The 26,723-nt window shown below is 62.1% G+C and carries 28 protein-coding genes; 12 read left to right on the top strand and 16 right to left on the bottom strand.

Translation table 11 applies throughout. From position 1 onward, the window contains the following. The 3 genes from OKW40_RS33840 (at position 1) to OKW40_RS33830 (ending at position 2,076) form a co-directional block, all read left to right on the top strand. Positions 1-795, top strand: coding sequence for a molybdopterin-dependent oxidoreductase (locus OKW40_RS33840; RefSeq protein WP_429493481.1), 795 nt, complete (start codon positions 1-3; stop codon positions 793-795). A 48-nt stretch (positions 796-843) separates the two neighbouring features. Further along, positions 844-1,458, top strand: coding sequence for a hypothetical protein (locus tag OKW40_RS33835; RefSeq protein ID WP_429493480.1), 615 nt, complete (start codon positions 844-846; stop codon positions 1,456-1,458). Positions 1,459-1,674: 216 nt separating this feature from the next. Next, positions 1,675-2,076 (top strand): DUF3597 domain-containing protein, encoded by a 402-nt coding sequence (locus OKW40_RS33830; RefSeq protein ID WP_090809158.1) that lies wholly within the window; start codon positions 1,675-1,677, stop codon positions 2,074-2,076. Positions 2,077-2,340: 264 nt separating this feature from the next. Here OKW40_RS33830 and OKW40_RS33825 read toward each other — a convergent pair whose 3' ends face one another. Together OKW40_RS33825 and OKW40_RS33820 are read right to left on the bottom strand one after the other, a co-directional pair. Then, a complete protein-coding gene (locus OKW40_RS33825) occupies positions 2,341-2,613 on the bottom strand; it encodes a hypothetical protein (protein WP_084754487.1) in 273 nt (90 codons plus the stop codon). Between the two features lie 329 nt (positions 2,614-2,942). After that, positions 2,943-4,643 carry a Na/Pi cotransporter family protein gene (locus OKW40_RS33820; RefSeq protein WP_429493479.1) on the bottom strand — a complete coding sequence of 567 codons (1,701 nt, stop codon included), beginning with the start codon at positions 4,641-4,643 and terminating at the stop codon, positions 2,943-2,945. Between the two features lie 378 nt (positions 4,644-5,021). Between OKW40_RS33820 and OKW40_RS33815 the strand changes: the two genes are divergently transcribed. After that, positions 5,022-5,762 (top strand): 3-ketoacyl-ACP reductase, encoded by a 741-nt coding sequence (locus OKW40_RS33815; RefSeq protein ID WP_429493478.1) that lies wholly within the window; start codon positions 5,022-5,024, stop codon positions 5,760-5,762. A gap of 173 nt (positions 5,763-5,935) precedes the next feature. Then, entirely contained in the window at positions 5,936-6,340 is a 405-nt protein-coding gene (locus OKW40_RS33810; protein WP_184064822.1) for a Fis family transcriptional regulator, read from the top strand. Between the two features lie 16 nt (positions 6,341-6,356). Here the strand turns inward: OKW40_RS33810 and OKW40_RS33805 are convergent, their stop codons facing one another. Genes OKW40_RS33805 through coxB form a run of 5 tightly spaced genes read right to left on the bottom strand, consistent with a single transcriptional unit; the run spans position 6,357 to position 11,867 of the window. Further along, on the bottom strand, positions 6,357-7,685 hold the full coding sequence (locus OKW40_RS33805) for a c-type cytochrome (protein WP_429493477.1): 1,329 nt from the start codon (positions 7,683-7,685) through the stop codon (positions 6,357-6,359). After that, on the bottom strand, positions 7,685-8,101 hold the full coding sequence (locus OKW40_RS33800; RefSeq protein ID WP_184064815.1) for a hypothetical protein: 417 nt from the start codon (positions 8,099-8,101) through the stop codon (positions 7,685-7,687). The genes OKW40_RS33805 and OKW40_RS33800 overlap by 1 nt, the downstream gene beginning before the upstream one ends. Next, positions 8,098-8,739, bottom strand: coding sequence for a cytochrome c oxidase subunit 3 (locus OKW40_RS33795; protein WP_090810416.1), 642 nt, complete (start codon positions 8,737-8,739; stop codon positions 8,098-8,100). The genes OKW40_RS33800 and OKW40_RS33795 overlap by 4 nt, the downstream gene beginning before the upstream one ends. Before the next feature lies 1 nt (position 8,740). Beyond that, positions 8,741-10,738, bottom strand: a complete 1,998-nt coding sequence (gene ctaD, locus OKW40_RS33790; protein ID WP_429493476.1) for a cytochrome c oxidase subunit I — start codon at positions 10,736-10,738, stop codon at positions 8,741-8,743. Positions 10,739-10,766: 28 nt separating this feature from the next. Next, positions 10,767-11,867: a cytochrome c oxidase subunit II gene (coxB, locus tag OKW40_RS33785; protein ID WP_429493475.1), complete on the bottom strand. Its 1,101-nt coding sequence runs from the start codon at positions 11,865-11,867 to the stop codon at positions 10,767-10,769. 279 nt (positions 11,868-12,146) lie between these two features. On the opposite strand from coxB, the gene OKW40_RS33780 reads away from it, so the two are divergent. Genes OKW40_RS33780 through OKW40_RS33770 form a run of 3 tightly spaced genes read left to right on the top strand, consistent with a single transcriptional unit; the run spans position 12,147 to position 13,998 of the window. Beyond that, the gene (locus tag OKW40_RS33780; RefSeq protein ID WP_429493474.1) at positions 12,147-12,644 is read left to right on the top strand and encodes a DUF2778 domain-containing protein; all 498 of its coding nucleotides are present in this window, start codon (positions 12,147-12,149) and stop codon (positions 12,642-12,644) included. Between the two features lie 15 nt (positions 12,645-12,659). Continuing rightward, positions 12,660-13,694, top strand: coding sequence for an IS630 family transposase (locus OKW40_RS33775; RefSeq protein WP_429488503.1), 1,035 nt, complete (start codon positions 12,660-12,662; stop codon positions 13,692-13,694). Between the two features lie 28 nt (positions 13,695-13,722). Beyond that, the gene (locus OKW40_RS33770) at positions 13,723-13,998 is read left to right on the top strand and encodes a hypothetical protein (protein ID WP_184039538.1); all 276 of its coding nucleotides are present in this window, start codon (positions 13,723-13,725) and stop codon (positions 13,996-13,998) included. A gap of 187 nt (positions 13,999-14,185) precedes the next feature. Here OKW40_RS33770 and OKW40_RS33765 read toward each other — a convergent pair whose 3' ends face one another. Beyond that, the gene (locus tag OKW40_RS33765) at positions 14,186-14,569 is read right to left on the bottom strand and encodes a hypothetical protein (RefSeq protein WP_184039535.1); all 384 of its coding nucleotides are present in this window, start codon (positions 14,567-14,569) and stop codon (positions 14,186-14,188) included. A gap of 3 nt (positions 14,570-14,572) precedes the next feature. Beyond that, the gene (locus tag OKW40_RS33760; RefSeq protein WP_429493473.1) at positions 14,573-15,745 is read right to left on the bottom strand and encodes a DUF6402 family protein; all 1,173 of its coding nucleotides are present in this window, start codon (positions 15,743-15,745) and stop codon (positions 14,573-14,575) included. 226 nt (positions 15,746-15,971) lie between these two features. Here OKW40_RS33760 and OKW40_RS33755 point away from each other — a divergent pair, with 226 nt between their 5' ends. Then, positions 15,972-18,428 carry a penicillin acylase family protein gene (locus OKW40_RS33755; protein ID WP_429493472.1) on the top strand — a complete coding sequence of 819 codons (2,457 nt, stop codon included), beginning with the start codon at positions 15,972-15,974 and terminating at the stop codon, positions 18,426-18,428. 44 nt (positions 18,429-18,472) lie between these two features. On the opposite strand, the gene OKW40_RS33750 is transcribed toward OKW40_RS33755, so the two are convergent. After that, positions 18,473-19,438, bottom strand: a complete 966-nt coding sequence (locus OKW40_RS33750) for a PDR/VanB family oxidoreductase (RefSeq protein WP_429493471.1) — start codon at positions 19,436-19,438, stop codon at positions 18,473-18,475. After that, complete coding sequence (locus OKW40_RS33745; RefSeq protein ID WP_429493470.1) at positions 19,435-20,520, bottom strand: Rieske 2Fe-2S domain-containing protein; 1,086 nt, start codon at positions 20,518-20,520, stop codon at positions 19,435-19,437. Before OKW40_RS33745 ends, OKW40_RS33750 begins: the two co-directional genes overlap by 4 nt. Before the next feature lie 185 nt (positions 20,521-20,705). Here OKW40_RS33745 and OKW40_RS33740 point away from each other — a divergent pair, with 185 nt between their 5' ends. Then, on the top strand, positions 20,706-21,203 hold the full coding sequence (locus tag OKW40_RS33740; protein WP_429493469.1) for a MarR family winged helix-turn-helix transcriptional regulator: 498 nt from the start codon (positions 20,706-20,708) through the stop codon (positions 21,201-21,203). A 20-nt stretch (positions 21,204-21,223) separates the two neighbouring features. Here the strand turns inward: OKW40_RS33740 and OKW40_RS33735 are convergent, their stop codons facing one another. Continuing rightward, positions 21,224-22,162, bottom strand: a complete 939-nt coding sequence (locus OKW40_RS33735; RefSeq protein ID WP_429493468.1) for an NADP-dependent oxidoreductase — start codon at positions 22,160-22,162, stop codon at positions 21,224-21,226. Between the two features lie 204 nt (positions 22,163-22,366). On the opposite strand from OKW40_RS33735, the gene OKW40_RS33730 reads away from it, so the two are divergent. After that, positions 22,367-22,600, top strand: a complete 234-nt coding sequence (locus tag OKW40_RS33730; RefSeq protein WP_429493467.1) for a DUF2795 domain-containing protein — start codon at positions 22,367-22,369, stop codon at positions 22,598-22,600. A gap of 62 nt (positions 22,601-22,662) precedes the next feature. Continuing rightward, entirely contained in the window at positions 22,663-23,574 is a 912-nt protein-coding gene (locus OKW40_RS33725) for a DUF72 domain-containing protein (RefSeq protein ID WP_429493982.1), read from the top strand. On the opposite strand, the gene OKW40_RS33720 is transcribed toward OKW40_RS33725, so the two are convergent. From OKW40_RS33720 to OKW40_RS33705, 4 genes are all read right to left on the bottom strand, one after another. Beyond that, positions 23,566-24,228 carry a UdgX family uracil-DNA binding protein gene (locus OKW40_RS33720; RefSeq protein ID WP_429493466.1) on the bottom strand — a complete coding sequence of 221 codons (663 nt, stop codon included), beginning with the start codon at positions 24,226-24,228 and terminating at the stop codon, positions 23,566-23,568. The two genes, OKW40_RS33725 and OKW40_RS33720, sit on opposite strands and share 9 nt — an antisense overlap. 27 nt (positions 24,229-24,255) lie before the next feature. After that, positions 24,256-24,408 (bottom strand): DUF6496 domain-containing protein, encoded by a 153-nt coding sequence (locus tag OKW40_RS33715; protein ID WP_429403612.1) that lies wholly within the window; start codon positions 24,406-24,408, stop codon positions 24,256-24,258. Positions 24,409-24,533: 125 nt separating this feature from the next. Continuing rightward, positions 24,534-25,217 (bottom strand): hypothetical protein, encoded by a 684-nt coding sequence (locus tag OKW40_RS33710; protein WP_429493465.1) that lies wholly within the window; start codon positions 25,215-25,217, stop codon positions 24,534-24,536. Further along, the gene (locus OKW40_RS33705; protein WP_429352374.1) at positions 25,214-26,620 is read right to left on the bottom strand and encodes a selenium-binding protein SBP56-related protein; all 1,407 of its coding nucleotides are present in this window, start codon (positions 26,618-26,620) and stop codon (positions 25,214-25,216) included. Before OKW40_RS33705 ends, OKW40_RS33710 begins: the two co-directional genes overlap by 4 nt. Between the last annotated feature and the right edge of the window lie 103 nt (positions 26,621-26,723).

Raw genomic sequence — 26,723 nt, 5'->3', positions numbered from 1 at the left:
ATGACGATCCGAAAACGAACCGCGCAACAAGGCACCTTCCTCGCGACGCATGGCGAATCGATCATTCGCGATGCTCAGCGCGAACTCAAATCGCCTGCGCGCCGGCTGTTCGGCCGGCGGCTGCTGACGTTAGGCGGCATCGCGCTGCTGTCCGGTTGCGATCTGACCGACGACAAGGCGGTGAACACCGCGCTGCGCCGCATCTCGTTCTTCAACGACGACGTGCAGGCACTGCTGTTCGATCCGAACAAGCTGGCGCCCACGTATCCGGCATCGATGATCACACGGCCGTTTCCGTTCAATGCGTTCTATGGCGTCGACGAGGTGCCCGAGATCGATGCCGCGACCTACCGTCTGCAGGTCAGCGGCCTCGCGCACGGCAAGCGTACGTGGGCGCTCGACGAACTGCGCGCGCTGCCGCAGGAAAGCCAGATCACGCGTCTTATCTGTGTCGAAGGATGGAGCGCGATCGGTCGCTGGGGCGGCGTGCGCTTTTCCGAATTCCTGCGCCGCGCGGGCGCGGACACGAGTGCACAGTACGTGTCGCTTCATTGCGCGGACTACAACTACTGGACGAGCATCGACATGCCGACGGCGCTCCACCCGCAGACGCTGCTCACGCTGACTTACGACGGTGACGTGCTGCCGCCGAAGTATGGTTTCCCGATGAGGCTGCGTGTGCCGACCAAGCTCGGCTTCAAGAATCCCAAGCATGTCGTCGCTATCGAAATCACGAACCAGTACCCGGGCGGCTATTGGGAGAACCAGGGCTACAACTGGTTCAGCGGCTCGTGACGCAATCATGTTGTTCTCCTTCCATCAAGCATCCAGTTGGGAGTTCCTATGTCCTTCCTCATCAAATCGGGCGCAGCCTTGATGACCGCAGCGCTCGTGAGCGCTGCTTTCGCGCAGGCGCCGGCCACGAACCCCGCGCGCATCCGGGGCGAAATCGTGTCGCACGACGGTGACACGCTCAAGGTCCATCGACGCAGCGGCGATACTGTTTCGATCGATGTGAAGCCGGCAGCGAGCGTTTCGGCTGTCAAGACGATGCAGCTATCGGATATCAAGCCGGGTACATTTATCGGCACGGCTGCAACCACGGGCGCCGACGGCAAGCTGACAGCAACGGAAGTGGTCGTGTTCCCCGAGTCCGCGCGCGGCACGGGTGAAGGACATTACGCGTGGGACCTGGGCCCGAAAAGCTCGATGACGAACGCGAACGTCGACACCGTCGTGCAGAGCACAGGCGGCCGAGATCTGAAGCTGTCGTACAAGGGCGGCAGCAATGTGGTGACGGTGCCGCCCAACGTGCCCATCGTCACGTTCACGCCCGCGGAGCGCAGCGACCTTACGCCGGGCAAGAAGGTGTTCATTGTCGCTACGCCCGCGTCGCAGGGGACTTACGTTGCGCAACGCGTCGTGGTCGAAAAGGACGGCGTGGCGCCGCCGATGTGAAGGCAGGCCTGGGCCTCGGATAGCGCCACGCACAGCGTCATGTTGACGTGACGCGGGCCAAGTCGTGTCAGGATCATTGCGCGCGGACCAATACGAGCAGTCGATGGGTTGACAAAATATTACGTTTTTCACCGTGGTAGATCGCGTAGCATAGTGGGGGTATGTCCTGCGAGCGCCCCCACTCGCATTCGTTATTCAACCGCGGAGATTTCGGAAATGAGTATTTTTGGTGACATCGTGCACAAGCTGTTCGGCAAAGCGAAGCCGGACCAACCTCCCCCCGCGACAGAACCCACCCCCGACCCGGCCGCCGCGCAAGCCGCGACGCCCAGCGCTCCCGCCGCGCCCGCGCCGCTGACCGACGTCGACGTGGCCGCCGTGATGGATCAACTCGTCAGCGAAAGCGGACAGACGTTGAACTGGCGTACGTCGATTGTCGACACGATGAAGGCACTCGGCGTCGACAGCAGTCTCGAACACCGCAAGCAACTTGCCCAGGAATTGAAGTACAGCGGGGACATGAACGACTCCGCGAGCATGAACATCTGGCTGCACAAGCAGGTGATGCAGGCGCTCGCGGCAAACGGCGGCAAGCTGCCGCCCGATCTGGCAAGTTAAGCAGGACGAAGCAGGCGTTTCGCAGTAAGCGAAGCGCAGTGGAAGTCGCGCAGTAAAAATCACGCAGTAAAAATCAAACACTCAGTCCAGGTTGCCCGGTCGAAGCACGAAACCGGGCAACCGGACACTTCTCCGCTCGGCAATCAATGCTCACACAATCGACTATCGAGAGCGTGCATTGCACACGCCCGCGACAGCACGATTGCCATCAGCCCACGTATCCAAACGCGGGTGACGGAACACATTGCGATGGAATAGACGCGGCTATTGCGCCGCGGTGAGCTTGAGTCCCGGCCGCAACGGCTGGGGAGACTCCAGAGGAGCCTTGCGTTCGTCCGATACCTGTTCGATTCCCTTTCGCGTGACTTCTTCGAGGAAGGTCAGGCGAGCCCGATAGTAATCGGCACGCAGCTGTGCGTCGAGCACGAGCTGTTCGGCCTGAAACAGTTCCATGCGCAAGTTGTTCAGCGCGCGTTCGGCCTGTTTCTCGGGAGTAGGAGCATGTTGTGAAGCCCAGTTAGCAAGCCACCTTATCATGGTGAAGCCCTCCTTGAGTTCAATGCTCTGCTGCGACAAAGGCTATCAAATTATGGATGCGGCGTGTGTTAAATCGCTTCAGGCGTTGCTTATTGTGCGAGCTACCGTGGGTCGTCGCACGATCGACTTCACCGCCGCGCCTTGACTACTGATACCACAACACGCGCGAGGCGAAAAAAACCCGCACAGCAAAGGCGGGCAATCCCACTCTCTTTGAAAGCGTGTCACGAGGATGACACGCCACAAGTTTAGAGCTCGTGCAACCCCAACGTCCGTGTGCTGGCGATCACTTTGCGCGAATATATCGATCTCCAATCATGCGTCGCGCGCTATTGCAGCTCTTGAAGCGCTGCCACATTTTTCGCAATGGCCCGCGCGAACTGCGCGATCTGCCGGCCCTGCTCGATCAGATCCATGGCGGTCCGGAACGTGACCACGTCCGCCTTGTCCGCCAGCTGAAGCTTCGCGAGCACGACCTGACGCGCGGTCGCGGCGAGCTTGTCGATGCCGGCCTTCGCGTCGATGACCTTCGCGACCTCTTCCGGATCGCGCGTCTCGATCGTGCGGATCGACTGCTCGAGATTGCGGATCACCGCCTCGGAAAACTGCGTGGTCGCCGCATCGCGCAGACGCAGCAGATCGATCTGCTGCGTCATTCGTTGTTGTCCGACCGTCATCAGCGTCAGGCCGACAATGCCGCTGATGCTCTCCAGATGACTCGTGACCTGCGTATAGCCGACCACCTGCTGACCTTCTTCCTCCGAGTGCTGCCGCTGCGACAGGCGGCCGATATATTGAAGAATCTCGAAGGCCAGCCGGTCGCTTTCCTTGTCCTGATCGAGCATCTGATTGATCTCTTCCATCGTGCCGGTCGACACCATCTGCGAGCCGCGTTGCACAACGTCGAGCACCTGCGCGCCGAGCCGGGTCAGCTCGATACGCACGCGTTGCAGTGCAAGCGCCGGCACCGCCAGCGACGTCTCGTCGAGATACTGCGGATCACCCGCGGGTTTGGCGGCCTTCGCGCGCTTCGGCACGACCAGTTGCGCGAGCCGCGCGATCGGACCGGCAAACCAGATCAGCAGCAGCGTGTTCGCCACGCTGAACAGCGTATGCACATTGGCTACCTGGCGCGGCGCCTCGGCCGCGAGGCGTGCAAGCCCTTGCAGTTCCGGATGCGACGGCGATATCCAGCGCACGACCTCCGCCATCTGCGGAATCAGGAAGAGCGCAATCACGACGCCGAGCACATTGAAGATCAGATGCACGACGCCGACCTGCAACGCTTCCGGTGGCTTGCCGATCGAGGCGAGCAGTGCCGTGCCGCAGGTGCCGACATTCGCGCCGAGAATCAGCGTGATGGCGGCTTCGAGCGGCATCAAGCCCTGGCCGCTCAACGCAATCACGACCGCGAGCGTCGCCGCCGAGCTTTGCACAACCGCGGTGAAGACCGCCCCCACGATGACGCCGACGAGCGGATTGCGCATGTCCTGCATCGCGTCGATGAACGGCTGATAGGTGCGCAGCGGATGCGTGGACTCGCCCATCAGCTGGATGCCCATGAACAGCAGTCCTAGCCCCATTACGACGCGTCCGAGCTGCCGCAGCAGCTCGCGCGGGGCAAACGCGTGCAGCACGAAGCCGATCGAGAGCATGTACGGCGTCAGACGCGAAACGTCGAAGGCGATGATCTGCGCGGTGACGGTCGAGCCGATGTTCGCGCCCATGATCATCGGCACCGCCTGGGTCAACGTCATCAGGCCGGCGGACACGAAACCGACCAGCAGCACCGTCGTGATGGTCGACGAATTCAGCAGCGCGGTCACGACGGCGCCCGCCACCACGCCGCGAAACCGGCTTGCGGTCAGCACGCCGATCAGCGACTGCAGTTTCGATCCCGCGATCGCCTTCAGGCCGCCGGTCAAGAACTCCAGACCGAGGAGAAACAGCGCGAGGCCGCCAATCAACAGCCCGAAGATCCCAAGGAAGTTCAACCTGTCGGGATCGATGTCAGCAAGATAATCAGCCATCCTGATGTGCCTCTGATGATCACACGAATAGAACGGGAGCGAGGGACGGCTTCGCGCCGCGCATCGACGACCGTGCAGGCAGTCTGCCGCACGGTGTCCGGGGCAGGTACTTAAGGCTAACGCTAAGGGTAAGAGGAAGACGGCGCGCAGGCAAGGACGGGAGGGCGGCCGGCAGTCTCGGAGCGACCCCGGAGTCCGCAAAGCATGCCACCCGCAATCGACGTAATTCATTGCCCCGTCAAGCAACGATTCCACCGCTGATTTGGCAGTTAACCCGTAGGTGAAAATGCCCATCGTCCCAGCCGTTGGCCGCTGCCAATAATAGGTCCATCCTCCAATGAAACTTGCTCAATTCACCCCAAACAAGAAGGAGGACTTATGGCAAACCGTGTTGCATACGTAACCGGCGGCATGGGCGGTATCGGAACCGCCATTTGCCAGCGCTTGCACAAAGAGAACTACACCGTCATCGCGGGCTGCGGCCCGAACTCGGCGCGCAAAGCCCGATGGCTGGAAGATCAGAGAGCGCTCGGCTATAACTTCGTCGCATCGGAAGGCAACGTGGCGGATTGGGAGTCCACCGCGAAAGCGTTCGAGAAGGTCAGGAAAGAAGTTGGTGAAGTCGACGTGCTCGTCAACAACGCCGGCATCACGCGCGACGGCATGTTCCGCAAGATGACGTTCGAAGACTGGGAAGCGGTGATCGACACCAATCTCACGAGCCTGTTCAACGTGACCAAACAGGTCATCGAGGGCATGGTCGGCCGAGGCTTTGGGCGCATCATCAACATCTCGTCGGTCAACGGCCAGAAAGGCCAGTTCGGGCAAACCAACTACTCCACGGCCAAGGCCGGCATTCATGGCTTTACGATGTCACTCGCGCAGGAAGTGGCGACCAAGGGCGTGACGGTCAACACCGTGTCGCCGGGCTACATCGGCACCGACATGGTCAAGGCCATCCGTCCGGAAGTACTGGAAAAAATCGTCGCGACAATTCCGGTACGGCGTCTCGGCACGCCGGAAGAGATTGCGTCGATCGTCGCGTGGATCGCGTCGGATCAAGCGGGCTTTGCGACCGGGGCGGATTTCTCGCTGAACGGCGGTCTGCATATGGGCTAACGGGAACGGCGCCGCGTCGCGCGCGGCGCAGCCGTTTTCCGTTATGGACGTTGTCAGGTTCCGTGATGGTGTAGCGGCCGGCGCGAGCCGGCCGCCTCAGTGAGCTTATGACCAGAAAAGCGAGCCCTACTCGCGCTGCACCCGCGAAGTCGCCGCGCACGCACCCGAAGGCTATGCTGCGCCCGATCGTACCTGCCAAAGCAGGCGAAATTTCGCTCGACTATCACATGACGCTCGAGGCATTACGCAGCGGCGCCGCCAATCAATATCACGTCGGCAGCATGGCGCAGGCCATCTACATGGCGATGCTGCTGAATCAGCGCGGCTATGGTTCGGCCGTACCCGAGCTGTTTCGCGACGCGGAGGGCGCGATTCTGCGCTGCCGGCAGGCGGGACTCGAAACGGGCCTCTGCGTGGTCGATCACGACGCCTACGCGCTACTCGGTCAGGTTCTCACGCTCTTCGATCAGCAACTCGCGGCGGCGCCAGTACGGGAGTTGATCGCGGTCAATGCGAAGCTGAAGACGCTGTTCAGCGCCGCCAATGGCCACTGCGACGGTAACGAGAACACCGCATGACGAGGCGCGTTGGCATTTACTTGCGCAATGCGCCGCGCACGCTCGACACATCGTTTCGCGTGACCGGTCCGGCCGCATTTCCCCATGTGGTCCGAACAAACGTGAGCACGCGCGCCATTTCGGTGTCCGTCAGCTTGCCGGCGAAAGACGGCATCTTGCGCGGCTCCGGTCCCGACACGGTATGCGGACTGCCCCCGCCTTCGACCAGCAAGCGCACCAATGACGCGCTCGACGCCGACAACACCGCGGGGTTGCCCGCGAGGCGCGGATACTTGTTCGGCACCCCCGCCCCATCCATCTGATGACAGCGCGCGCAATACGATGCGTAAATGCCCGCGCCGGGTCTTTCCACATCCCCGGTTTTCAGCGCCCGTACGGTTTGCTGTGCGGCGGCGGAGCGGGCGTTGAAATAGCCGCTTGGCGCGCGCGGCGGCAGGCTCTTCAAATACGCGGCGATCGCCGCGAGATCGTCGTCGTTCAGGTACTGCGTGCTGTCTTCGACGACCTGAACCATGCTGCCGAACGGCATGAGTCCGCCGCCGTGGCCGTTTCGAAGGAACTCGACGATGTCGGTCGCGGAACTGCGGCCGAGCCCCGAGCCCGGGTCGGCGCTCAGGTTCGGCGCGAACCAGTGATCGTTGGTGCCTCCCGTCAGATAGGCCGATGCCGACTCGTCATAGCCGCGCTCTTCGTACGCCGGTCCGCGCGGCGTGTGGCAGGCGCCGCAATGGCCGAGCGATTGCACCAGATACGCGCCGCGATTCCATTGCGCATCGCGTTTCACATCGGCTTTGAACTGGCCTTTCGGCGCGAATGCCCAGTCCCAGAACATCAATACCCAGCGCTGATTGAATGGAAACGGCAAGCGCGTTTGCGGGGCAGGCGCCGCGACCGGTTGCACGCCGTGCATGAAGTATGCGTAGAGAGCATGCATGTCGTCATCGGTGATCTTCGCGAACGACGGGTACGGCATCGCCGGATAAAGCCGCTTGTTCCCGGGCGCGATTCCCTCGCGCAACGCGCGTGCGAAGTCGTCATAGCTATAGCGGCCGATGCCGTATTGCGGGTCCGGCGTGATGTTCGACGTATAGATCGTGCCGAACGGCGAACCCATGCCGAGGCCGCCGGCAAACGGCGGTGTGGCCTCAGGCGCCGCGCCCGGATGCGGCACGCGCGGCGCGGCGGTGTGGCAACCGGCGCAATCGGCGGCTTTGGCGAGATATGCGCCGCGCGCGACCTGCGCGGCGTCGGTGGAGGCGCTGGCGGCGTTTGCGGTCGCTGCTATCGTCAGCGGGCATGCGGCCGCGATGGCGAACCTGAGCGCGTTGAGAACGTCGCGCTTCATCACCACCACCTGCACGGCGATACGATCGCGACCGCGGCATCCGTTGCGATCAATGCGAACAGAAACAGCGTGCTGCACATCACCGCGACGTGCGTCAGAAACCAGTCGAGTTCGGCACGCGTGCGGCGCTCGCCGTTCAGCGCACCGAACTTCAGTGGCGCGACGCGGCGCAAATTGCGCCACGCGACCCACGTGCCGAACGCGCCCGCGATCAGACACACGGTGCCGAGCGCGACGAGCGCCGGACGCATCCACGACACGAGCGGCGCGCCGAGCGGATGGTTGTACGGATAGCAGGCCTGCGCCGCGAGCGCTTCCGCGAGCATCATCTGCAACAGCCACGCGAACGGCGCCGCGAGCAGACCGATCAGCACGTAGGGCATCGAGATGTGCGAGTCTCTGGGCGCTGTCGTCATGACCACTCCCGGAACAGATACGGCGTCAGATACAGCGTGCTGAAAATGAACAGCCAGACGACATCGACGAAGTGCCAATACAGCCCACCGACCGACAGCGCCGCGCAGCGCTTGTCGTCGAAATAACCGAGCGCGGTCCAGATCGCCAGCAGCGTCAGCACGACGATCCCGACCAGTACGTGCGCCATGTGAAAGCCGGTAATCGTGAAGTACAGCGAACCATAGAGATGCGAGGTCAGCCCATAGGGGTGGTTGTGCCATTCGCGCAACTGAATGCCCAAGAAGATGCAGCCCAGCACGATGCCCACCGCCATCGACGCGACACCGAGCCGCAATCGCCGCCGACGCACGCAGCGCTCGCAGAACCAGACGAACACGCTGCTCGATAGCAGAATGACCGTATTGGCGCTGCCGAGCCCGAGCTTCGGCAATCCTTCCGGCGGCCAATGCTGCTGGCTTTGCGAGGCCAGATACAGATACGAGAAGATCAGATAGCCGAACAGCGCGCCTTCGGTCGTGATCAGCGTGAAGCAGCCCCACCAGCCGCTCGATCGCTCGCCCGCGCTGCCAACCGGCAACGCACGCGCGGTCTCGTCCGGTTCGCTCGACGAGCGATTGAGATCCAGTGCATCGCTCATGTCAGCCTCCGGCATCCTCGACCGCGACCGGCTCGCGCTGGATCAGCGCGCGCTCGGGCCACAGCCACGTGATGATCGAGACCGCGCAGCCGGCCAGCATCGCCCCCACGAACACCCAGGCGGTCAACGCGAGCCCCGCGAACAATAGCGCGGCAAAGACCGCGAGCCAGAACGGCGCGTACGAATCTTCGGGCATCTTCAGGATCACGTCGGGACTCGCCTCGAGCGCGGTCGTGCCCAACGCTTCGCGACCTTGCGCGAGCAGATAGCCTTCGTCGAGTTGCGAGCGTGTTTGAACCGCGTCGCCCGGCTCTTCGATCCGGCCTTCCCACAACGGATGCCGGCTCGCGAGCGTCGGCACCACCGCGAAGTTGTACGGCGGCGGCGGCGAGCTGATCGACCATTCGAGCGTCGGCGCGTCCCACGGATTGTTGCCGGCGACCTTTCCGCGCCTCAGGCTCACCGCGATATCGATCAGAAACAGCAGCACGCCGGCCGCAAACAGGAACGAACCGAGCGACGTGACGAGGTTCACCGTGTTCCAGCCCATGTCGGCGGGATACGTGTACATGCGGCGCGGCATGCCGAGCAGTCCCGCGATATGCATCGGAAAGAACGCGACGTTGAAGCCGATGAAGAGCACCCAGAACGCGAGCTTGCCGAGACGCTCGTTCGTCATCCTGCCGGTGAATTTTGGAAACCAGAAGTAGATGCCGCCGATCACCGGAAATACGTTGATGCCAAGCAGCACGTAGTGCAGATGCGCGACGACGAAGTACGTGTCGGTGAGTTGCCAGTCGAACGGCACCGCGGCCGTCATCACGCCGGAGACGCCGCCGATCACGAACAGCAGCACGAAGCCCGCAAAAAACAGGAACGGCACGCGATACACGGGGCGACCGGTCCAGATCGTCGCGACCCAGGCGAACGTCGCGACCGCGCTCGGCACCGCGATGACCATGCTGGCCGAGCCGAAGAACGACAGCGCGAGCGCGGGGATACCGGTCGCGAACATATGGTGAATCCACACGGCAAAGCCGACCACCATCGTCGCGACCGTCGCCAACGCGACCGGCCCATAACCGACCAGCGGCCGGCGGCAAAAGACCGGCAACGCATCCGACACGATGCCCATGGCCGGCAACACGACCACGTAGACCCACGGGTGCGCGAAAATCCAGAACAGGTGCTGCCAGAGCAGCGGCCGCCCGCTATTGACCACGTCGAAGAAATGCGTGCCGATGCGGCGGTCCATCCACAGCATCAGAAACGCGAGGCTCACCGACGGCACCGCCAACAGATTGCCGGCCGACGCGGTCAGCGTGCCCCACACGAGCACCGGCACGCGATCGAGCGACATGCCCGGCGCGCGCATCCTCAGCAGCGTGACGACGAAGTTCATCGCGCCGACCGTCGTCGAAATGCCGAGCAGCACCATGCCCAGCGCGTACACGTCGATATTCGGGCCGTTGCTGTACTCGAGGCCGGACAGCGGCACGTAGTTGAACCAGCCGGCGTCGGGGGCCTGTCCCGTCGGAAAACTCGCATACAGGAAGATGCCGGCGAACAGGAACACCCAATACGACAGCGCGTTCAGGCGCGGAAAGGCCATGTCGCGCGCGCCGAGCACGAGCGGCCATAGATAGTTCGAAAAGCCGGACAGAACGGGCAGCGCGTACAGAAAGATCATCGTCAGTCCGTGCATCGTGAACAGCTGGTTGTACTGTTCGGGCGTCAGCACCGTTGCGTTGGGGCGCGCCAGTTGAACGCGCATGATCAGCGCTTCGACGCCGCCCATCAGCAGAAAGATGAACGCGCTCACCAGGTAGCGCAAGCCGATGGTCTTGTGATCGACCGTCGAGAACCAGCCGCGCCAGCCGGGCCGCGACTCCCAGATTTCGCGCAGCCGCTTTTCCTGCTCGCTGCCGGGCTCGACACGGCCGCGCCGCGGCGTGCGGGTCAGCGCGGGTAGCGAAGCGGAAGCGGGATGATCGGACATTGAACGGACTCCTCGAGTGCGATGCGCTTCAATGCAGCGTCGCGAGATACGCCGACAACGCGGCGGCCTCGCTGGTGGTCAGCGCGATACTGGGCATCAATGCATCGGGTTTGATCCGCTGGGCGTGCTCGATCCAGTCGAGCAGATGGTCGGGCGTGTTGCTGAGCGCGCCTGCCGCGATCGTGCGACGCGAATCGAGATGGGTCAGATCGGGCGCCTGCACGCCAGTCGCCTTGGTGCCGCGAATCGTGTGGCAACCCGCGCAGCGCTCCTCGAACAGATGCTGGCCGGCCGCGACGGCCGCGTCGCCCGTGGGCACGGTGGCCGCGCGTCCCTGCGCGTCGCGCCACGCGTTGAACGCCGCGGCGTCCTGCGCGATCACTTCGAACGCCATATGCGCGTGCTGCGCGCCGCAGAACTGCGAGCACTGCCCACGATAAATACCGGGACGGTCCGCCTGCAGCCACTGCTCGTTGGTTTGGCCTGGAATCGTCTGCGTCTTGCCTGCGAGTTGCGGCACCCAGAATGCGTGCACGACGTCCGCGCTTTTGAGTTCGATCTTCACCGGCTCACCGACCGGAATATGAATCTCGTTCGCCGTGCTGAAGTTGCGGGCGGGGTTCGGATCGTCGCGGTAATCGGCTTTCCACCACCAGTCGTAAGCGGTCACGGTGATCGTCAATTGCGGATCCGACGCGGGCGACGCCACCGATTCGAGCGTGATCAATGCATAGACCAGCATCGCCAACAGCACGACCGACGACACCGCGGTGCCGATGAACACCCAGCGGATGCCGCCGGGCTCGGCGCTCAGCGCATCCGGTTGCGCCGCGGGACGCTTGCGGACCATCGCGCCGATCAACAGGCCAGCGACGATCAGCGTGACCAGCGTCACGATCGCGGTGAAAACCCAGCCGAGGTACAGCGTCGGACGAGCCGCCGGGCCAGCCGCATGCAGGAAGTAGTTCAGCGGCGCCACCGTGTTCGCGTGTGCGGAGTTGGCGAAACCGATAGTCAGCGCCGGTAACAACGTGACGCTGCCGCGCGTGACGCGCCGGCCTGACGTTCTGGATGCTGCCGCTGCTGCCACTGAGGACCCCGCTGATAGTGATGAGCTTTCAACACGCATCGTCCCCTGCGAACGAAGCGACGCCCAAGCAGGTCAGCAAAAATCAGGCCGCGTATGGCGCGGGTGCGGGGGAGGTTCGCGTTGACTGCGGCATGTCAACAGAAGGGTGCATTCGCTCGGTTATGGGAATGCGTAAACGAGTCGTTGCATAGGCGTGGATTGTTGCCGCAAGATTTTATTTTGATATTGGCCTTCTCAAAATAAATCGCCTTTAAAATGCGCGCTCGCCACAACTTGATTATCTATTAATTCACTCTTATCGGTCGATCTGGAGGATTGATGTTTCAATGCTCGTTCGAATTGAATGGCAAGCCAATGAGCGAATTTCGGATTGGCGCTCTATCGTTTCCCGCATACTCTGGGCAGGGGAGTTATATCAATAAAGCGGCTGGAATGTGCACGCCGACGTATGGTGCTATTCCCGTGGGCAGGTATTACATTTTTGATAGAAGGTCCGGAGGCGCTCTCGGCCCATGGAAAGATCGGCTCAATCTGAATGGCAATAACAAGAGCGAATGGTTCGCGCTGTACGCTATCGACAGCGATATTGACGACGACAAACTCTTATGCGACGGCATCATTCGTGGCCAATTCCGATTGCATCCTAAGGGAAGGTTGGGGAAAAGCGAGGGCTGCATAACCATCGATCAACTCGCAGACTGGCATCATATCCGTTCAATATTTACCAACACGCCGAAAATATCCGTGCCTGGATCGGGATTTACTCATAAGTCAGGAATTTTGCGGACAAATGGACTATTCTTGAGCGATAGCTAATGAGAGCATTCGCCCATGAAACGAGATGGCCGCATCCTGGCTCACAACACGCTCGAAGAGATGCGTATTCTTGCAGTTCAGCGTATGGCTGAAGGCGAGCATCCAAATGATGTTGCTGCGTCATTTGGGATGCATCGCTCGTGGGCGTACAAGATCAGGGCGCAGGCGCGGGGGCGTGGTCATGGTGTGCGAGCGCTGCGATCGACCAAAGGCACGGGTCGCCCACGTACGCTCACTGCGACGCAGGAGCAACGGGTAATGCGCTGGGTTAATGGCAAGAATCCAATGCAGTACGGGTTTGATTTTGGTCTGTGGACGCGCAACCTGGTTCGTGAACTGGTACGACAGAGATTCGACGTCACGCTCAGTCTGGCTTCGATCGGCGCGATGCTCGCGCGTCTGAACCTGACGCCGCAAAAGCCGTTGCAGCGTGCTTATCAGCGTGACCCGGAAGCTATCGAGCGTTGGCAGCGAGACACCTATCCGAGCATTGCCAGGCAGGCTCGTGAGCAGAAGGCAGACATCTTCTTCTGGGACGAATCGGGCTTCCGTGCTGACTCGGTGCATGGCAGGACGTGGGCGCCGCGCGGTGAGACGCCGGTGGTCGAGCGGCCCGGCGAACGGCAAAGCATGAGCGCCGCGTCCGCTGTTAATTCGAAGGGTGCGTTTTGGTTTGCAACCTATGAAGGGGCACTTAGCGGTGAGCTGTTCGTGGAACTGCTCAGGAAGTTGATGTTCAACCGGAAAAGAGCGGTTCATCTGATCGTTGACGGATTGCCAGCACATAAGAAAGCCATCGTTAAGGACTATGTCGCCAGTACGCAGGGCAAGTTGACTTTGCATTTCCTGCCCGGTTACGCACCGGACCTGAATCCAGATGAACTGGTGTGGAGTCACGTCAAGCGCACCGGCGTCGCGCGGCGCCCACTTCGAAAAGGTGAAAAGTTGGGCTCAAAAATTCACGAGCAGCTTTCACAAATTCGCCGCGATCCGTGCCTTGTTCGCTCATTTTTTAGGCATCAATCTGTCCGCTATATTATTGACCTGTGAGTAAAGCGTACGGTGAGGTGATTGTGAGATGAAAAAACTCCTAATCTGCCTCTCGGTCGGCCTCAACTTACTGTTCGCAATCTTAGTCAATGCGCTGTGGTGGATGATGAATCCAGAAGCGCCGTTGAACTTTTCAAATCCAATATGGAAATGGGCGGGTCGCATGTACGGGGTCACGACGGCATATCAGGAATCCGACTTGGCGTTCTTCATGTCATCGGCCGCTATCGTGCTAGGGTTCGTCGCAGCCGTGCTGGTTTTCCGGTGGAGCATGAAGCGCGGTCAGCGAAAAGTTGGCGACTAGCCATCTCCGGTGGAAATAGTCGCTGCGTCAGCACCGAAAGATTCGCCCGAAGCCCGCCGCCCAGCGGGCTTCGCTCGGCTAGCTCCGCTTGCACGTCCGGTCGCCCAGCCTTAAAAACCGTGTCTTGCCATTGCCGACGCCTCGCGCTTCGGCAAGGCTTCTTGCACTCGTAGACTGAGAACATTCTTCAAGGCAGTTTTGCCTTAGCACGGTCCCACCATGACGGCGGTAGCTCAATTTCTCCGTCGTCGCCTTCCGCCGATGTGTCGTATATCAGAGAGTCCTCTGTCCAGAACAGCCGGATTCGCTCCGGATATCGATAAACTCGCTCGGCGAGCAATTCCGCCGCAGTTGCGCGGTACAGCCTCAAGGCGATCCGGTCTCGGGGCAGATATGCATACCGCGCGATGTATTTCCCGTCATCTGATTTCTGATCGTGAAATTTGGCTCCTTTCATTTGCGTGACAGCGGAACGATACTGGACCGCCCCGAGCGCGATAATCACACTCATCGTTACGATGAACACCCTGGCGAGAACCGATCGCAACGCCTTGCTCCTGAAGCTATTCATTGATCAAAAATGCACGACGATCGGCCGCTGGAGACGAATTGTATTGAAATCAGAGTAGACGATGAAATCACCTCCGCGATTGTGCTTCCGTTGCCACTGTCTGAAATCCCTGTTTCTGATGGGATAATAGACCTTACCCGGATTCGACAACGCCTGTGTTGGGCCAATCACGACAGGAAAATCTATCCAGGGTGAACCCGCCAGGTTCGCCAGTTCGGTGGCGGCCGAAATTGCCACGCCTCGCCTGCTCCAATGTCCCAGGTATTGCGACGTGGTGTCCAACTCGCCCTGAAAGGAGTAGCTATCCTTCACATAAACGACGATTTTCTCGATCACGCCGATTCTTTTCTGAAAGTCGTATTCGATCTCCGAAATAGCTGCATTGATCACGAAGGAACCGAGCGCTGCAGTCAGATCATCGGGCGCATGAGCAGTCGATTGGCGCAAGGCCGTTTTTGCTTTTTGCTCGAAAGTGCCATCTACGGTCACATACTGAAACTGGAAATCTTTGTGCAGTATCCGAATATCATGGCGACAGATACCCCACGCGCTCAGATACATACGACCGAATGCCGTGTAACGCGCAACTATTTGCCGAACTGCGCTAGCCGCCTTTGAACTGTAAATCCTCTCGTTGACAAGATCTTCGTACTGCTCTCTGGCGCGTCTGAATCCAAGGACCCATTTCATTTTGATTATGCCGTGGTCATACATGCTGTCTGGATACGGCTTGCCGTCCTGGTTGATCTCGTTTTTCTGATCGTCCTCAGACCTCGAATAGTTGAGTTCTCCTGCGAACCATCGGTCCATCAGTTTTGCACCGACCGGCATCATCTCTTTGCGCATCGCGGCCGGGATGTCCTGGATGTCAAACGGAGGCACGGTCGTTGCACGCTTCGTCAGTCGAGGCGGTTCAGGCGACCGCGGTACTTCGGGCTTGCTCAACTGGGTCTTAGAACGCGACAAGGCCTGCGCGTTTTTGCCGTTGTCATCCGGCAGATTTCCCCGCTGAGCAGGCGCCGGCGGCCTAGACTTCGGTTCGGCTTGTTCTACATGTGCTTTCGGCGGATTTAGCTGCGCTGGCGGAGGCTTGTCCAACGACATACCGACACCGCGCACGGCGCGCGCGTCGTCCTGCTTGGTCCAGCGCCACAACAGTTTGTTGATCTTGTACACAGAAATTTCGTTAGGCACGCTATAGCTTCTCGCTCTAGATTTAACGTTCGTGAACTACTAATGACCGGAATGCGAGTCCACTGCCTTCTAGCCACCTGACATTAATAGCTAACTGACAGTTCGAAAGAAATCAGAGCACGCCCAAAATGGGCGTCCATTCACAATCTTTCTTGACGCCGAGCGACACGCCCGTCACCGCTCAACGTTCGCCCAACCACAAAAGGCCATGCGTTCGAACGTCTCTCTGCTCCGCCGCCTCGCCGCCCTGCTGATCGCCCTGCCCGTCGCCGCCGCTCTGCCAAGCTGCGCGAGTCCCGATGCGGACAACGTCGCGCACACCGGCCCGTATCGCGCCGACATCCGCCGCACCGCGCTCGGCATTCCGCACATCAACGCCGACAACTGGGGCAGCCTCGGCTACGGATACGGCTACGCACAGGCGCAAGACGATCTGTGCACGATGGCCGAAAGCTTCGTCACCTATCGCGGCGAACGCTCGCGCTTCTTCGGCGCCGACGCGCGGCCCACGCTCGGCGCGACGTTCGGCCAGCCCGACAATCTCAATTCGGATTTCTTCTTCCGTTTCATCGTCGACGATGCGACCGTCGCGCGTTACCGCAAAAGCCAGACCGACGACATGCGCGCGTTGATCGACGGCTTCGTCGCCGGCTATAACCGCTACGTCGCCGATCTCGCGCACGGGGATTTCCCGGGCGCGCATGCGGCCTGCCGCGCCGCGCCGTGGCTCGGCAAGATCAGCAACGCGGACTTGTACCGGCGTCAGATCGCGGCGAATCTGGCCGGTGGCGAGGCGCGCTTCATCAACGCGATCGCGACCGCGCAACCGCCCCAGCCGATGCCGGTGCCGCCGCAAAGCGCGTTGCACGACGACGCCCCCGTCGACCCACCGCTCGCCGAATTCGGCGGCCATGCGGGCATCGGCAGCAACGCTCTCGCGTTCGGCGCGGACGCGACGCACACCGGCAGCGCGCTGCTGCTCGGCAATCCGCACTGGTTCTGGACCGGCCCCGATCGCTTCTACCAGGCTCAACTCACTATTCCTGGCAAGCTGAACGTCAGCGGCGTGTCGTTTCTCGGCGTACCGCTGATCATGATCGGCTTCAACGACAACGTCGCCTGGACCCATACCGTCTCCACCGCGAAGCGCTTCGGCCTCTTCAAGCTGACGCTCGAACCTGGCGCGCCAACCCGGTATCAGGTCGACGGCAACAGCGAAGCGATGACGCCGACGCGCCTGAACATCGAGGTACGCGCCGCCGACGGTTCACTGCATACCGTGTCGCGCACGCTGTATCGTTCGCGCTTCGGAGCGCTGGTCAATCTCGGCACGATGTCGCCCGCGCTCGCGTGGAATGCGCAGCAGGCGTTCGCGCTGCGCGATATCAATACCGACAACTTCCGCGTGTTCGAAAACTTCCGCGCATGGAATCAGGCGGCCTCGCTCGACGATTTCATCGCCATCCAGAAGAAGAACGCGGCGATGCCGTGGGTCAACACCCTCGCGATCGGCCGTGACGATCCGCGCGTCTGGTACGCGGATATCGGCGCGACCCCGGGCGTGCCCGACGAACTCGCGCAGCGTTGCACGCCGCCGGTCGGCCGGGCACTGGCGCGGATCATGCCCGGCGTGCCGGTCCTCGACGGTTCGCGCAGCGACTGCGACTGGCGCGACGAGCCCGGCGCGGTACAGCATCATGCGTTGCCGGTGGCGCAGATGCCGTCGCTGCTTCGGCGCGACTATGTCGGCAATTTCAACGACAGTTACTGGCTCAGCAACCCGGCCGCACCGATGACCGGCTATGCGAAGATCATCGGTGCGACCGCGACGCCGCAGACGCTGCGCACGCGACTGGGCCATACGATCGCGGCGCAATTGCAGAGCGATCCGCATGGCGTTTCCGCCGATGCGCTCGGTCACGCTGCGCTCGACAGCCGCTCGATGTCGGCGTTGCTGTTCAAGCAACCCGTGCTCGAACGTCTGTGCGGCAGCGACACGCTCGCGACCCTGCCGGCCGACCCGAACGCCGACCCGCAGCGCGCGGCGTGCAAGGTACTCGCCGCATGGGACGATACGGCCGCGGCCGACGCAGTGGGGGCAACCTTGTGGGACGAACTGTGGCGACGTCTGCTGACGATACCGCCCGCGCAGCTATACGCGGTACCGTTCGATCCCGCAAAGCCGTTGACCACACCCGCGGGCATCGCCGCCGATCCGGCGCAGCTCACCGCCGCGCTGCATGACGCGCTCGCGGCACTGCAACGCGCCGGCATCGCGATCGATGCACCGCGCAGCGCGGCGCTCTACGTGCAACGCAACGACGAGCGCATTGCGCTATTCGGGGGTTGCGACGCGGGCGGCTATTTCACCTCGGCGTGTGCCGCGCATCCCTTCGATGCGAGCGGCTATTCGATGAACGTCAAGCCAATGGGCGACACCTATCTGCAGATAGTGTCGTTCGCCGGCGCTCAGGTGATCGCGCGCACGCTGCTCGCACCGTCAGAATCGGATGACCCGGCGTCGCCGCACTATGCCGACGGGACGCGCGATTACGCGGCCCAACGCTGGACGTTTATTCCGTTCTCCGAAGAAGCGATTGCGCACGATCCGGCGTTGAGTGTGCGCACGGTAAGTTCGTCGGATTCCGAGGGAAAAGCGCAATAAATAAGCGGTACGACGGGCAACAGGCCCCGTCGTACCGCAGAAACTCACAGATCGAGCACCAGCAGCGGCGATTTCGCGCGCGAGCAGCACGGCAGGAACTGATCGTTTGCCGCGCGTTCCTCATCGGTCAGATACGAATCCAGATGATCCGGCTCGCCGGACAGCACCCGCGTCAAACAGGTACCGCACACGCCCTGCTCGCACGACGTGATCACTTCGACGCCATGCGCGGCCAGCGCCTGCACGACCGTGCATTCGGGCCGCACGTCGATCGTCGCGCCGCTGCTCGCGATGCGCACCTGGAAGCTGCCGCCCGTCGCCGCCTGATTCGCGGCCGCGCCGAAGAACTCGTAGTGCAGCCTGTTTTCCGGCCAGCCCTTCGCACGCGCGGTCTCGAGCACGAAGTCCATGAAGCCGCGCGGACCGCAGACATACAGGTTGGTGCCGGCCGGCGCATCGCTGAGCGTCTGCTCGATATCGAACGTCGAGCCGCCCGGATGGTCATCGTGATGAAGCTGGACCGACTTCGCGAAGCCAGCTTGTGCAAGACGCTCGACGAACGCCGTACGTTCCTTCGAGCGCGTGCAGTAGTGCATGTCGAACGAAGCGCCCGTGGCGGCAAGCCGCTCGGCCATGCAAAGAATCGGCGTGACGCCGATCCCGCCCGCGAGCAGCAGATGATGAGCAGCATCGTCGGCGAGCGCGAAATGATTGCGCGGCGCGCTGATCTGCAGGCGATCGCCTTCGCGGACCAGATCGTGCACCGCTTTCGATCCGCCGCGTCCCCCTTCGTCGCGCAGCACCGCGATCAGATAGCGATGCGTTTCGCGCGGATCGTTGCACAACGAGTACTGACGCACGAGCCCGTTTGGCAAATGCACGTCGACGTGCGAGCCGGCGTCGAAGGCCGGCAACGCCTGAGCGTTTTCGCTCGCGAGTTCGAAGCTCGCGATACCGAGCGCTTCGTCGCGCCGGCGCGCGACCACCACATTCAGCACGGGATGATTCATGTCGCCGTCCGCACGGGAATGACGCGAGTCACTTCAGCCTGCGGCGCGCCCGTCTCCGCGCGTTCCTGCGCGACGAGCCGATCGATCACGCGACGCGACATCACGCCGCCCGCATCGATATTGAGTTTCAGCAGATTGCGCTCGGGCCAGCGCAACAGGTTCTGCTGCTGACGTTCGAGCATCTCCAGATCTTCACTGAAAATCTTGCCCTGCCCTTCGCGGATGCTCGCGGTCAGCGCCGCATCGTCGGGACGGAAATTGCGCGCCATGCCCCAGAAATACCAGATCGACGTTTCCGTTTCCGGCGTGATGAAATCCACCACGATCGACGACGCTTTCTGGTCGGCCGGCGCGTGATAGCCACCATGCCCGGCATGCGCGACGCCTACCTCGATCAGCACGTGACTCGGCGGCGTGAAGTGGCAGATCTGCCAACGGTCGACGGGCACGTCGTCGGCGAGACCATTGCCGCGCAACGCCATCTTCCAGAACGGCGGCGCCGCGACGTTTTCCATGAAACGGCTCGTGCGCACGGTATCGCCTTCGGCCACGGTTTTCGGCGCGGCTTCGTCGATTTCCTTTTGCCCGATGCTGTTTGCGTGCACATAGGTTTCGTGCGTCAGATCCATCAGGTTGTCGATCATCAGCCGGTAATCGCAGCGGATGTGATAAAGACCGCCGCCGTACGCCCATTCGGCACTCTCGGCCCACTCCAGATGATGCAGCTTGGCGGCATCGGCCTGCGCCGCATCACCGGGCCACACCCAGACGAAGCCATAGCACTCGATCACTGGATAGCTGCGAATCGATGGAAAGCCGTTGACGCGTTGCCCCGGCATGCCGGTCGCCTTGCCCCGACAGCCCATTTCGAGGCCGTGATAGCCGCACACGAGCGTGCCATCGCGCACGAAACCGAGCGACAGCGGCGCGCCGCGATGCGGACAGAAGTCTTCGAGCGCCACCACGGCGCCTTCCGCGTTGCGATAGAAAACCATCGGCTCGCCGCAGATCTGCCGGCCGAGCGGCTTATCCGCGACTTCATCGGGCATACATGCGACGTACCACGCGTTCTTGGGAAACATGTCAGTCTCACTCCCTGGATTATTCATGGATTGCATTCAGCCTACTCATTGAGATTCAGTGTACTCAATGCGTCTTTAATGATTAAATGAAGGTTTTCCCCTAGACGAACTTTCAATCAGGTAACACGAACGCCGGTTCGCCATTTCCATTCGCAACGAAAAGGCGCGAGGTCTTCAGAACTAATATGGTCACTTCAACCGATACCAGCACTTCCGCGATCAGCATCGATCTGTACGACCAGCCCGGCCATTTGATCCGACGCGCGCATCAGATTTCGGTGTCCATGTTTCATGATCTGATCGGACGCGAGGTGACGCCCGTTCAGTATGCGGTGCTCAGAATGCTGCAGGAATTGCCCGGACTCGATCAGGTCACGCTCGCGCAGCGAGTCGGCCTCGACACGTCGACCACCGCCGATATCGCGGTACGGCTCGAAGCGAAAGGCTGGATCGTGCGCGAAGTTCTGCCGCGCCGCCAGCGTCGTCTATTGCTGACGCCGGCTGGAGAGCAGTTGCTCGATGAATTGATCCCCGGCGTCAACGCGCTCAATCACGGCCTGCTCGACGGGATGGGAGACGAGGATGCGCGAGAGCTATTGAGACTGTTGAGAAAGTTCGTGCATCTGAATAACGATCAGAGCCGCGCGCCGCTGCGCAGCGCGAGCGACGCGAGTCCGAACTAGCAGACAGCGCGCTCTCCGTACTACGACGCCACCTCCACCACGATCTTGCCGCGCACGTGGCCTTTCGCGAGCCGTTCCAGCGCCTTGGCCGTCGCTTCGAACGCAAACCGTTCGGCGACCACGACACGCACGCTGCCCTTGTCGAGCAACGACGCGATCTCCGTCAATTGCCGGCCGTCGGGTCGCGCGGTATAACGCGTGGCCCGTGCGCCATGGTTCGACGCCTCGGTCTGCGACGGCTCGTTGAGCGTCGAGATCAGCGCGCCACCGGTCGCGACGGCCGACCACGAGCGGCGCTGCGTATCGCCGCCGATCAGATCGAACACGAGGTCGATGTCGCGCGCGACGTCTTCGAAGCGCTGCGCGTGATAGTCGATCACGCGATCCGCACCGAGCGAGCGCACGAACTCGATGCCGTCGCCGGACGCCGTAGCGTACACTTGCGCGCCCTTTTGCTTGGCGAACTGCACGGCGAAATGTCCAACGCCGCCCGCGCCCGCATGGATCAGCACGCGGCCGCCGGCTTCGAGGCAGCCGTGATCGAACAGGCCCTGCCATGCGGTCAACGCGGCGAGCGGCACGGCGCCCGCGGACCCCACATCCAGTTTTTCCGGCGCATGCGCTAGCGCGCTCGCGGACACGACGACGAATTCCGCGTACGCACCCTGTCCCTGGCCAACGAAGCCATACACCCGCTCGCCCGCGCGCCATTGCCCGACGCCCTCGCCGACCCGTTCGACCACTCCGGAAAAATCGCGCCCCAGCGTATAGGGCAGCTTCTCTTCACGAATCAACGGGTACTGGCCCGAGCGCGTCTTCAGGTCCACCGGATTGGCGCTGGCCGCGCGCACGCGCACCAGCACCTGGCCGGCGCCAGGCTCGGGGATCTCGATCTTCTCGGCCTTGAACACCTCGGGACCGCCGAAGCGGTGAATGCGATATGCGAGCATCGTGCTCATGATGGCCTGCTCCTCGAAAGGTCCTGTGTCAGCGGCGCTACTTTGCCGGCTGCGCGCAATTCGCGTTCCTCATCGCGGCGTTCTTTTTCATTCGCACGACGTGCGCCGCTGGAAAACGCAACACGAGCCCGCGCGCCGAGGCACGAGATATGCGAGAGGTACCGGTAGGCGCGCAGTCGTGATGTACTCATTCAAGGAGGAACCATGTCACAGCACCCCGCCCATTCCCAGGATCACCGCCACCCCGGTCAGCCGAATCCCGCTGACGTCGAAAAAGCACTCAGTGGCGTGAATTACCCGACCACACGCGAAAAGCTGGCCGCGCAGGCGCGCAAAAATCACGCGAATACCGACATCGTCGATCTGGTCGACCGTCTGCCCGATCACAATTTCGACAGCCCGGCCGCGGTGGCGAAGCAAATCGCGCGTATTCAATGACGCTGCGATCCGTCGAGTCGGAGCCGTACTCCGAACCCCATTCCGCCGGACTCGACGCGCGAATGAAGAAAACCGGCGATGTGCGTATCGGCATTTCCGGCTGGCGCTACCAAGGTTGGCGCGGCAGCTTTTACCCAGAGGATCTCAAACATGCAGCGGAATTACAGTACGCGTCGGCGCTGTTCGGCACGATCGAAATCAACGGCACGCATTACAGCCTTCAATCGCTCGATAGCTGGCAGCGTTGGTACGCGCAAACGCCTGACGGCTTCGTGTTTGGCATCAAAGGCGCGCGCTATCTGACTCATATGCTGCGGTTTCGCGATGCGAGCGCACGTGTCGGCATCGCGAACTTCTTCGCGCAGGGGCTGCTCGCGTTGAACGAAAAGCTTGGTCCGATCCTATGGCAATTTCCGCCGTCGTTCCGATTCGAGCCCGAGGCAATGGAGCGCTTTCTGAGCGTGTTGCCGTCCGACATCGCGAGCGCATCGGCGCTGGCGAAGCAACATGATGCGCGTGTCAAGACGCCTTACGTCGCCATCGATCGCAAGCGGAAGTTGCGTCACGCGGTCGAAGTGCGCCACCCGAGCTTTGTCGATCCGGCGTTCGTGACCTTGCTTCGGCAATACGGGGTCGCGCTCGTCGTTTCAGATTCCACCGAACCGTGGCCCGTCGCCGAAGATCTGACGGCGGACTTCGTCTATATTCGCCTGCACGGCAGCGAAGCCAAATACTCGGGTACGTATGGGGACGACGCTCTGCAACGATGGGCCGAGCGAATCGATGCATGGCGCGGCGGCTCCCAGCCTGCCGACGCGCGGTTGATCGCGCCGCAACTCAGGCCGCCTCGCCGAGCCGCGCGAGACGTCTACTGCTACTTCGACAACGATGTAAAAGCTCGGGCGCCGTTCGACGCACAACGATTGATGAAAGGCCTCGGATTACGAGCGACGCACGCGCCGGCGTCATCCTGAGCGCTTGCCGCCGTGGGCCAGCTTCTGTGCGGTGCGCAACGCTGCGACGATGCGTTCGTACACCTCGCGACGCGTTTCAGGGTCCGGCGCGCGCAGCGCAAACGACGGATGGTACGTCGCGACCACGCGTTGCTCGCCGCGCTCGAGCGTTTTGTCGAACGCGTCTTGCAAGCGCGCGTGCGAGTCGTGAACAACCGCTTTCAACGCGGTCGCGCCCAGTGCCACGACCACGCGCACATGCGGCATGTCGAGCTCCTGCTCGAGCCAGTAGCCGCAAGCATCCACTTCACGCTGAGCGGGCGTTTTGTGCAAGCGACGCTTGCCGCGCGCGATCCACTTGAAATGCTTGACGGCGTTCGTCACGTAGACGTCGTTACGCTTGACGCCCGCTTCTTCGAGCGCGCTGTCGAGCAACGCGCCGGCCGGCCCGACGAAGGGCTTGCCCTGCAGATCTTCCATGTCGCCGGGTTGCTCGCCGACCAGCACGATCGACGCATGCCGCTGCCCTTCGCCGGGCACGGCCTGAGTCGCATTGCGCCAGAGCGCGCAACGGCGGCAATCGTCGAGCCTCGCCGGATGCTGATCGGGTTCGACATCCGCTGGCTCCGATTGCGGGTCGCCATGCGCGCGCTTTTTCCGCGGCCTGTCGGTCATGGGTACGACCGCGCGTGCTGAAGGAGCTTATTTCTCACTCTTCTTCGGAATCTTCGCGCCCGACTTGCGCGCCTGATTCAACGCGATCGCGACAGCCTGCTTGTGCGGCTTGCCCTGCTTCGACTCGGTCTTGATGTTGTGCGACACGGTCTCTTTCGATGTACCTTTCTTCAGCGGCATGATCTTCTCCGGGTGTAGATGACGAGAGGAAAAATCAGGACCCGCACGCAATGGCGTCCCTGCCCGAAGCTACGCAGCATATGCTGTGCCCGGGAGCCTCATAGGCCGGATCGGCCGCGTCGAAATCAACCGGAAACGCCCGCTGCCACCGCGTTCAACGCCAGCGACACGCCCCCCACCAGAATCAGACTCGACGCCCACACCGCATCGAGATTGAACCAGCTGCGCGACACGAACCTGAGCCCGAGGTAGCGATAAACGAGCCATGCGAGCACGCCGCCGGCCATCGTCATCGCGGCCGCATGCACCGCGGAGACCGACAGCGCCATGCGCAGACTCGTTTCGATCAGCGTTTGGGCGGCTTGGTGCGCGCTGTCGATTGCTTCTGCGCGGCACAGACCGAGGTAGATCGGCACCAGCATCAAGCCAGCGCCGTGCGCGATCGCCACCGCGAACGACCAGAGCGCGAGCCGCGACGGCGGAATTCTCGCCAGTACGCGCGGATGGCGCCGGCGCATCAGCAACACCAGACCGAAGCCGATCACCAGCACGCTCGCGCCGATCTGCATCTGACGCTGCCACGCGAGCAAGCTGGCCAGCATCGCGAACGGCAGCATCATCAGCAATATGGCGAGCGCGTGCCCCGCCGCGAGATAAAGAAGCGCTACGACCAGCGCTTGCGAGCGCCGCTGCATCAGCGCGTTCGACACCGCGAGCGGCCACCCCATCGCCGGATTGAGTCCGTGATACACACCGCTCGCGAGGACGGCCAGCCACAGTGCCGCTTGCGGCGACACCGCGCCGCTCAAACGCCCACCGAGGGATAGCAGAACGAATCGGTCGAGCAGTCGCCGCCTTCGAGGCGAATCTGGTGCGCGCGATAGCCGGCGGGAAACTCGACGAAGTAATCTTCGGCGAGCTCGAGACCGCCATTGGGGTCGGCATGCGCCATGACTTGCACGCCGGGCACACCATCCGGGTAGAACTGGTCGTCCCACGTCGAATAGAGCGAGTTGGTCCAGTAGATGCGCTTGCCGTCGCGACTGATCTCGACCATCTGCGGACCGCCGGCGAAAGCCTTGCCGTTCAGATGCGGCGCGCAATGTTCGATTCCACCGATGCGCACCGAGCCCGTCAATTTCGGCTTGCGCGGTTCGCTGACGTCGTACTGGCGCATCTCGCCGGTGCCCCAGCAGGAGACGTAGAGGAATTTATCGTCGATCGAAAGATCGATGTCGGTGACGAGCGGCGGCACCGCGCCGAAACCTTGCAGCAGCGGCGGCAATTCATCGGCATGCGCGGGCTCCGGTGGAATGGTCGCGGTCTTCTCGATGTGGAAGTGGCCGCCTTCGCGCCACCAGGTCCAGATCGACCCTTCCAGATTCGTCGTATCGACCACGACGCCGATAAAGCCGTACTCGCGGCTCGGGTCGTGCGCGGGCCGCACTTCGAGCGCCATCTGATGATTCGCGCCGAGATCGAGCGTCTGCACGTTGCGCCTCGCGCGCAGATCCCAGCAGTGCACGCGGTGGCCGTATTTGTTCGCGAGCAGGTCTTCGGGCACGATGCCGTTTTCGAATTGCGGCGGCAGCGCCCATTCGGTCGACACCATGTAGTCGCGCGGCAGATTCCACCAGAAGTCGTAATGCTTTTCCTGCGCGCCGCGCTCGATTTCCCAGCGGCCCAGTACCTCGAATGTTTGGCAGTCCATGATGAAGATTCCGGGCGGCCCGTCGGTGCCGTCCTTGCCACCACCGCCGAGCGTGCTCACGTAGATGCCCTCCGGTCCGCAATGCACGGTGTGCGGACGCGAATAGCCGGTCTTGCGGAAAATTTCCTCCGGCTCGATGATCTTGTGAATCTTCGCCTGGGTCGGATGCGGCTTCGTATCGACGATATAGATGCGCGACGAGCGCATGCCCGGAATGATCAGATAGCGACGTTCCAGAAACGCGTGGCCCGTCAACGGCGACAACGCGGACGAACACGCGTTCCAGCCGAAGTGATGGAATTCGTCGCCCTTGTTCGGCACCGGCACCGTGTGAACCACCTGGCTATAAGTCGGCGAACCGGGCTTCACGTCGATCACGGCGAGCGCGTCGGGCTGCGAGGAGTCCGGACTTAGCAGCACCGTGTATGCGTATTCTTCCGCCGGCGCATCCATCGCGAGCTTCGGCGATGCATGAAAGGTAGGATCGGGGCGCATTCTCATGACGGCACTCTCCCTGTCGTTCGAACGGTTCTGAACGGAAGCCCGGCCCGCCAAAAATCGAGCCAGCGCGTAACTTTAGATTTGTAGTTCACGATAGCGACGG

It is taken from the genome of Paraburkholderia sp. RAU6.4a (assembly GCF_050435625.1).
Classification (GTDB): domain Bacteria; phylum Pseudomonadota; class Gammaproteobacteria; order Burkholderiales; family Burkholderiaceae; genus Paraburkholderia; species Paraburkholderia tuberum.
This window is presented reverse-complemented; position numbering and strand designations above follow the sequence as displayed.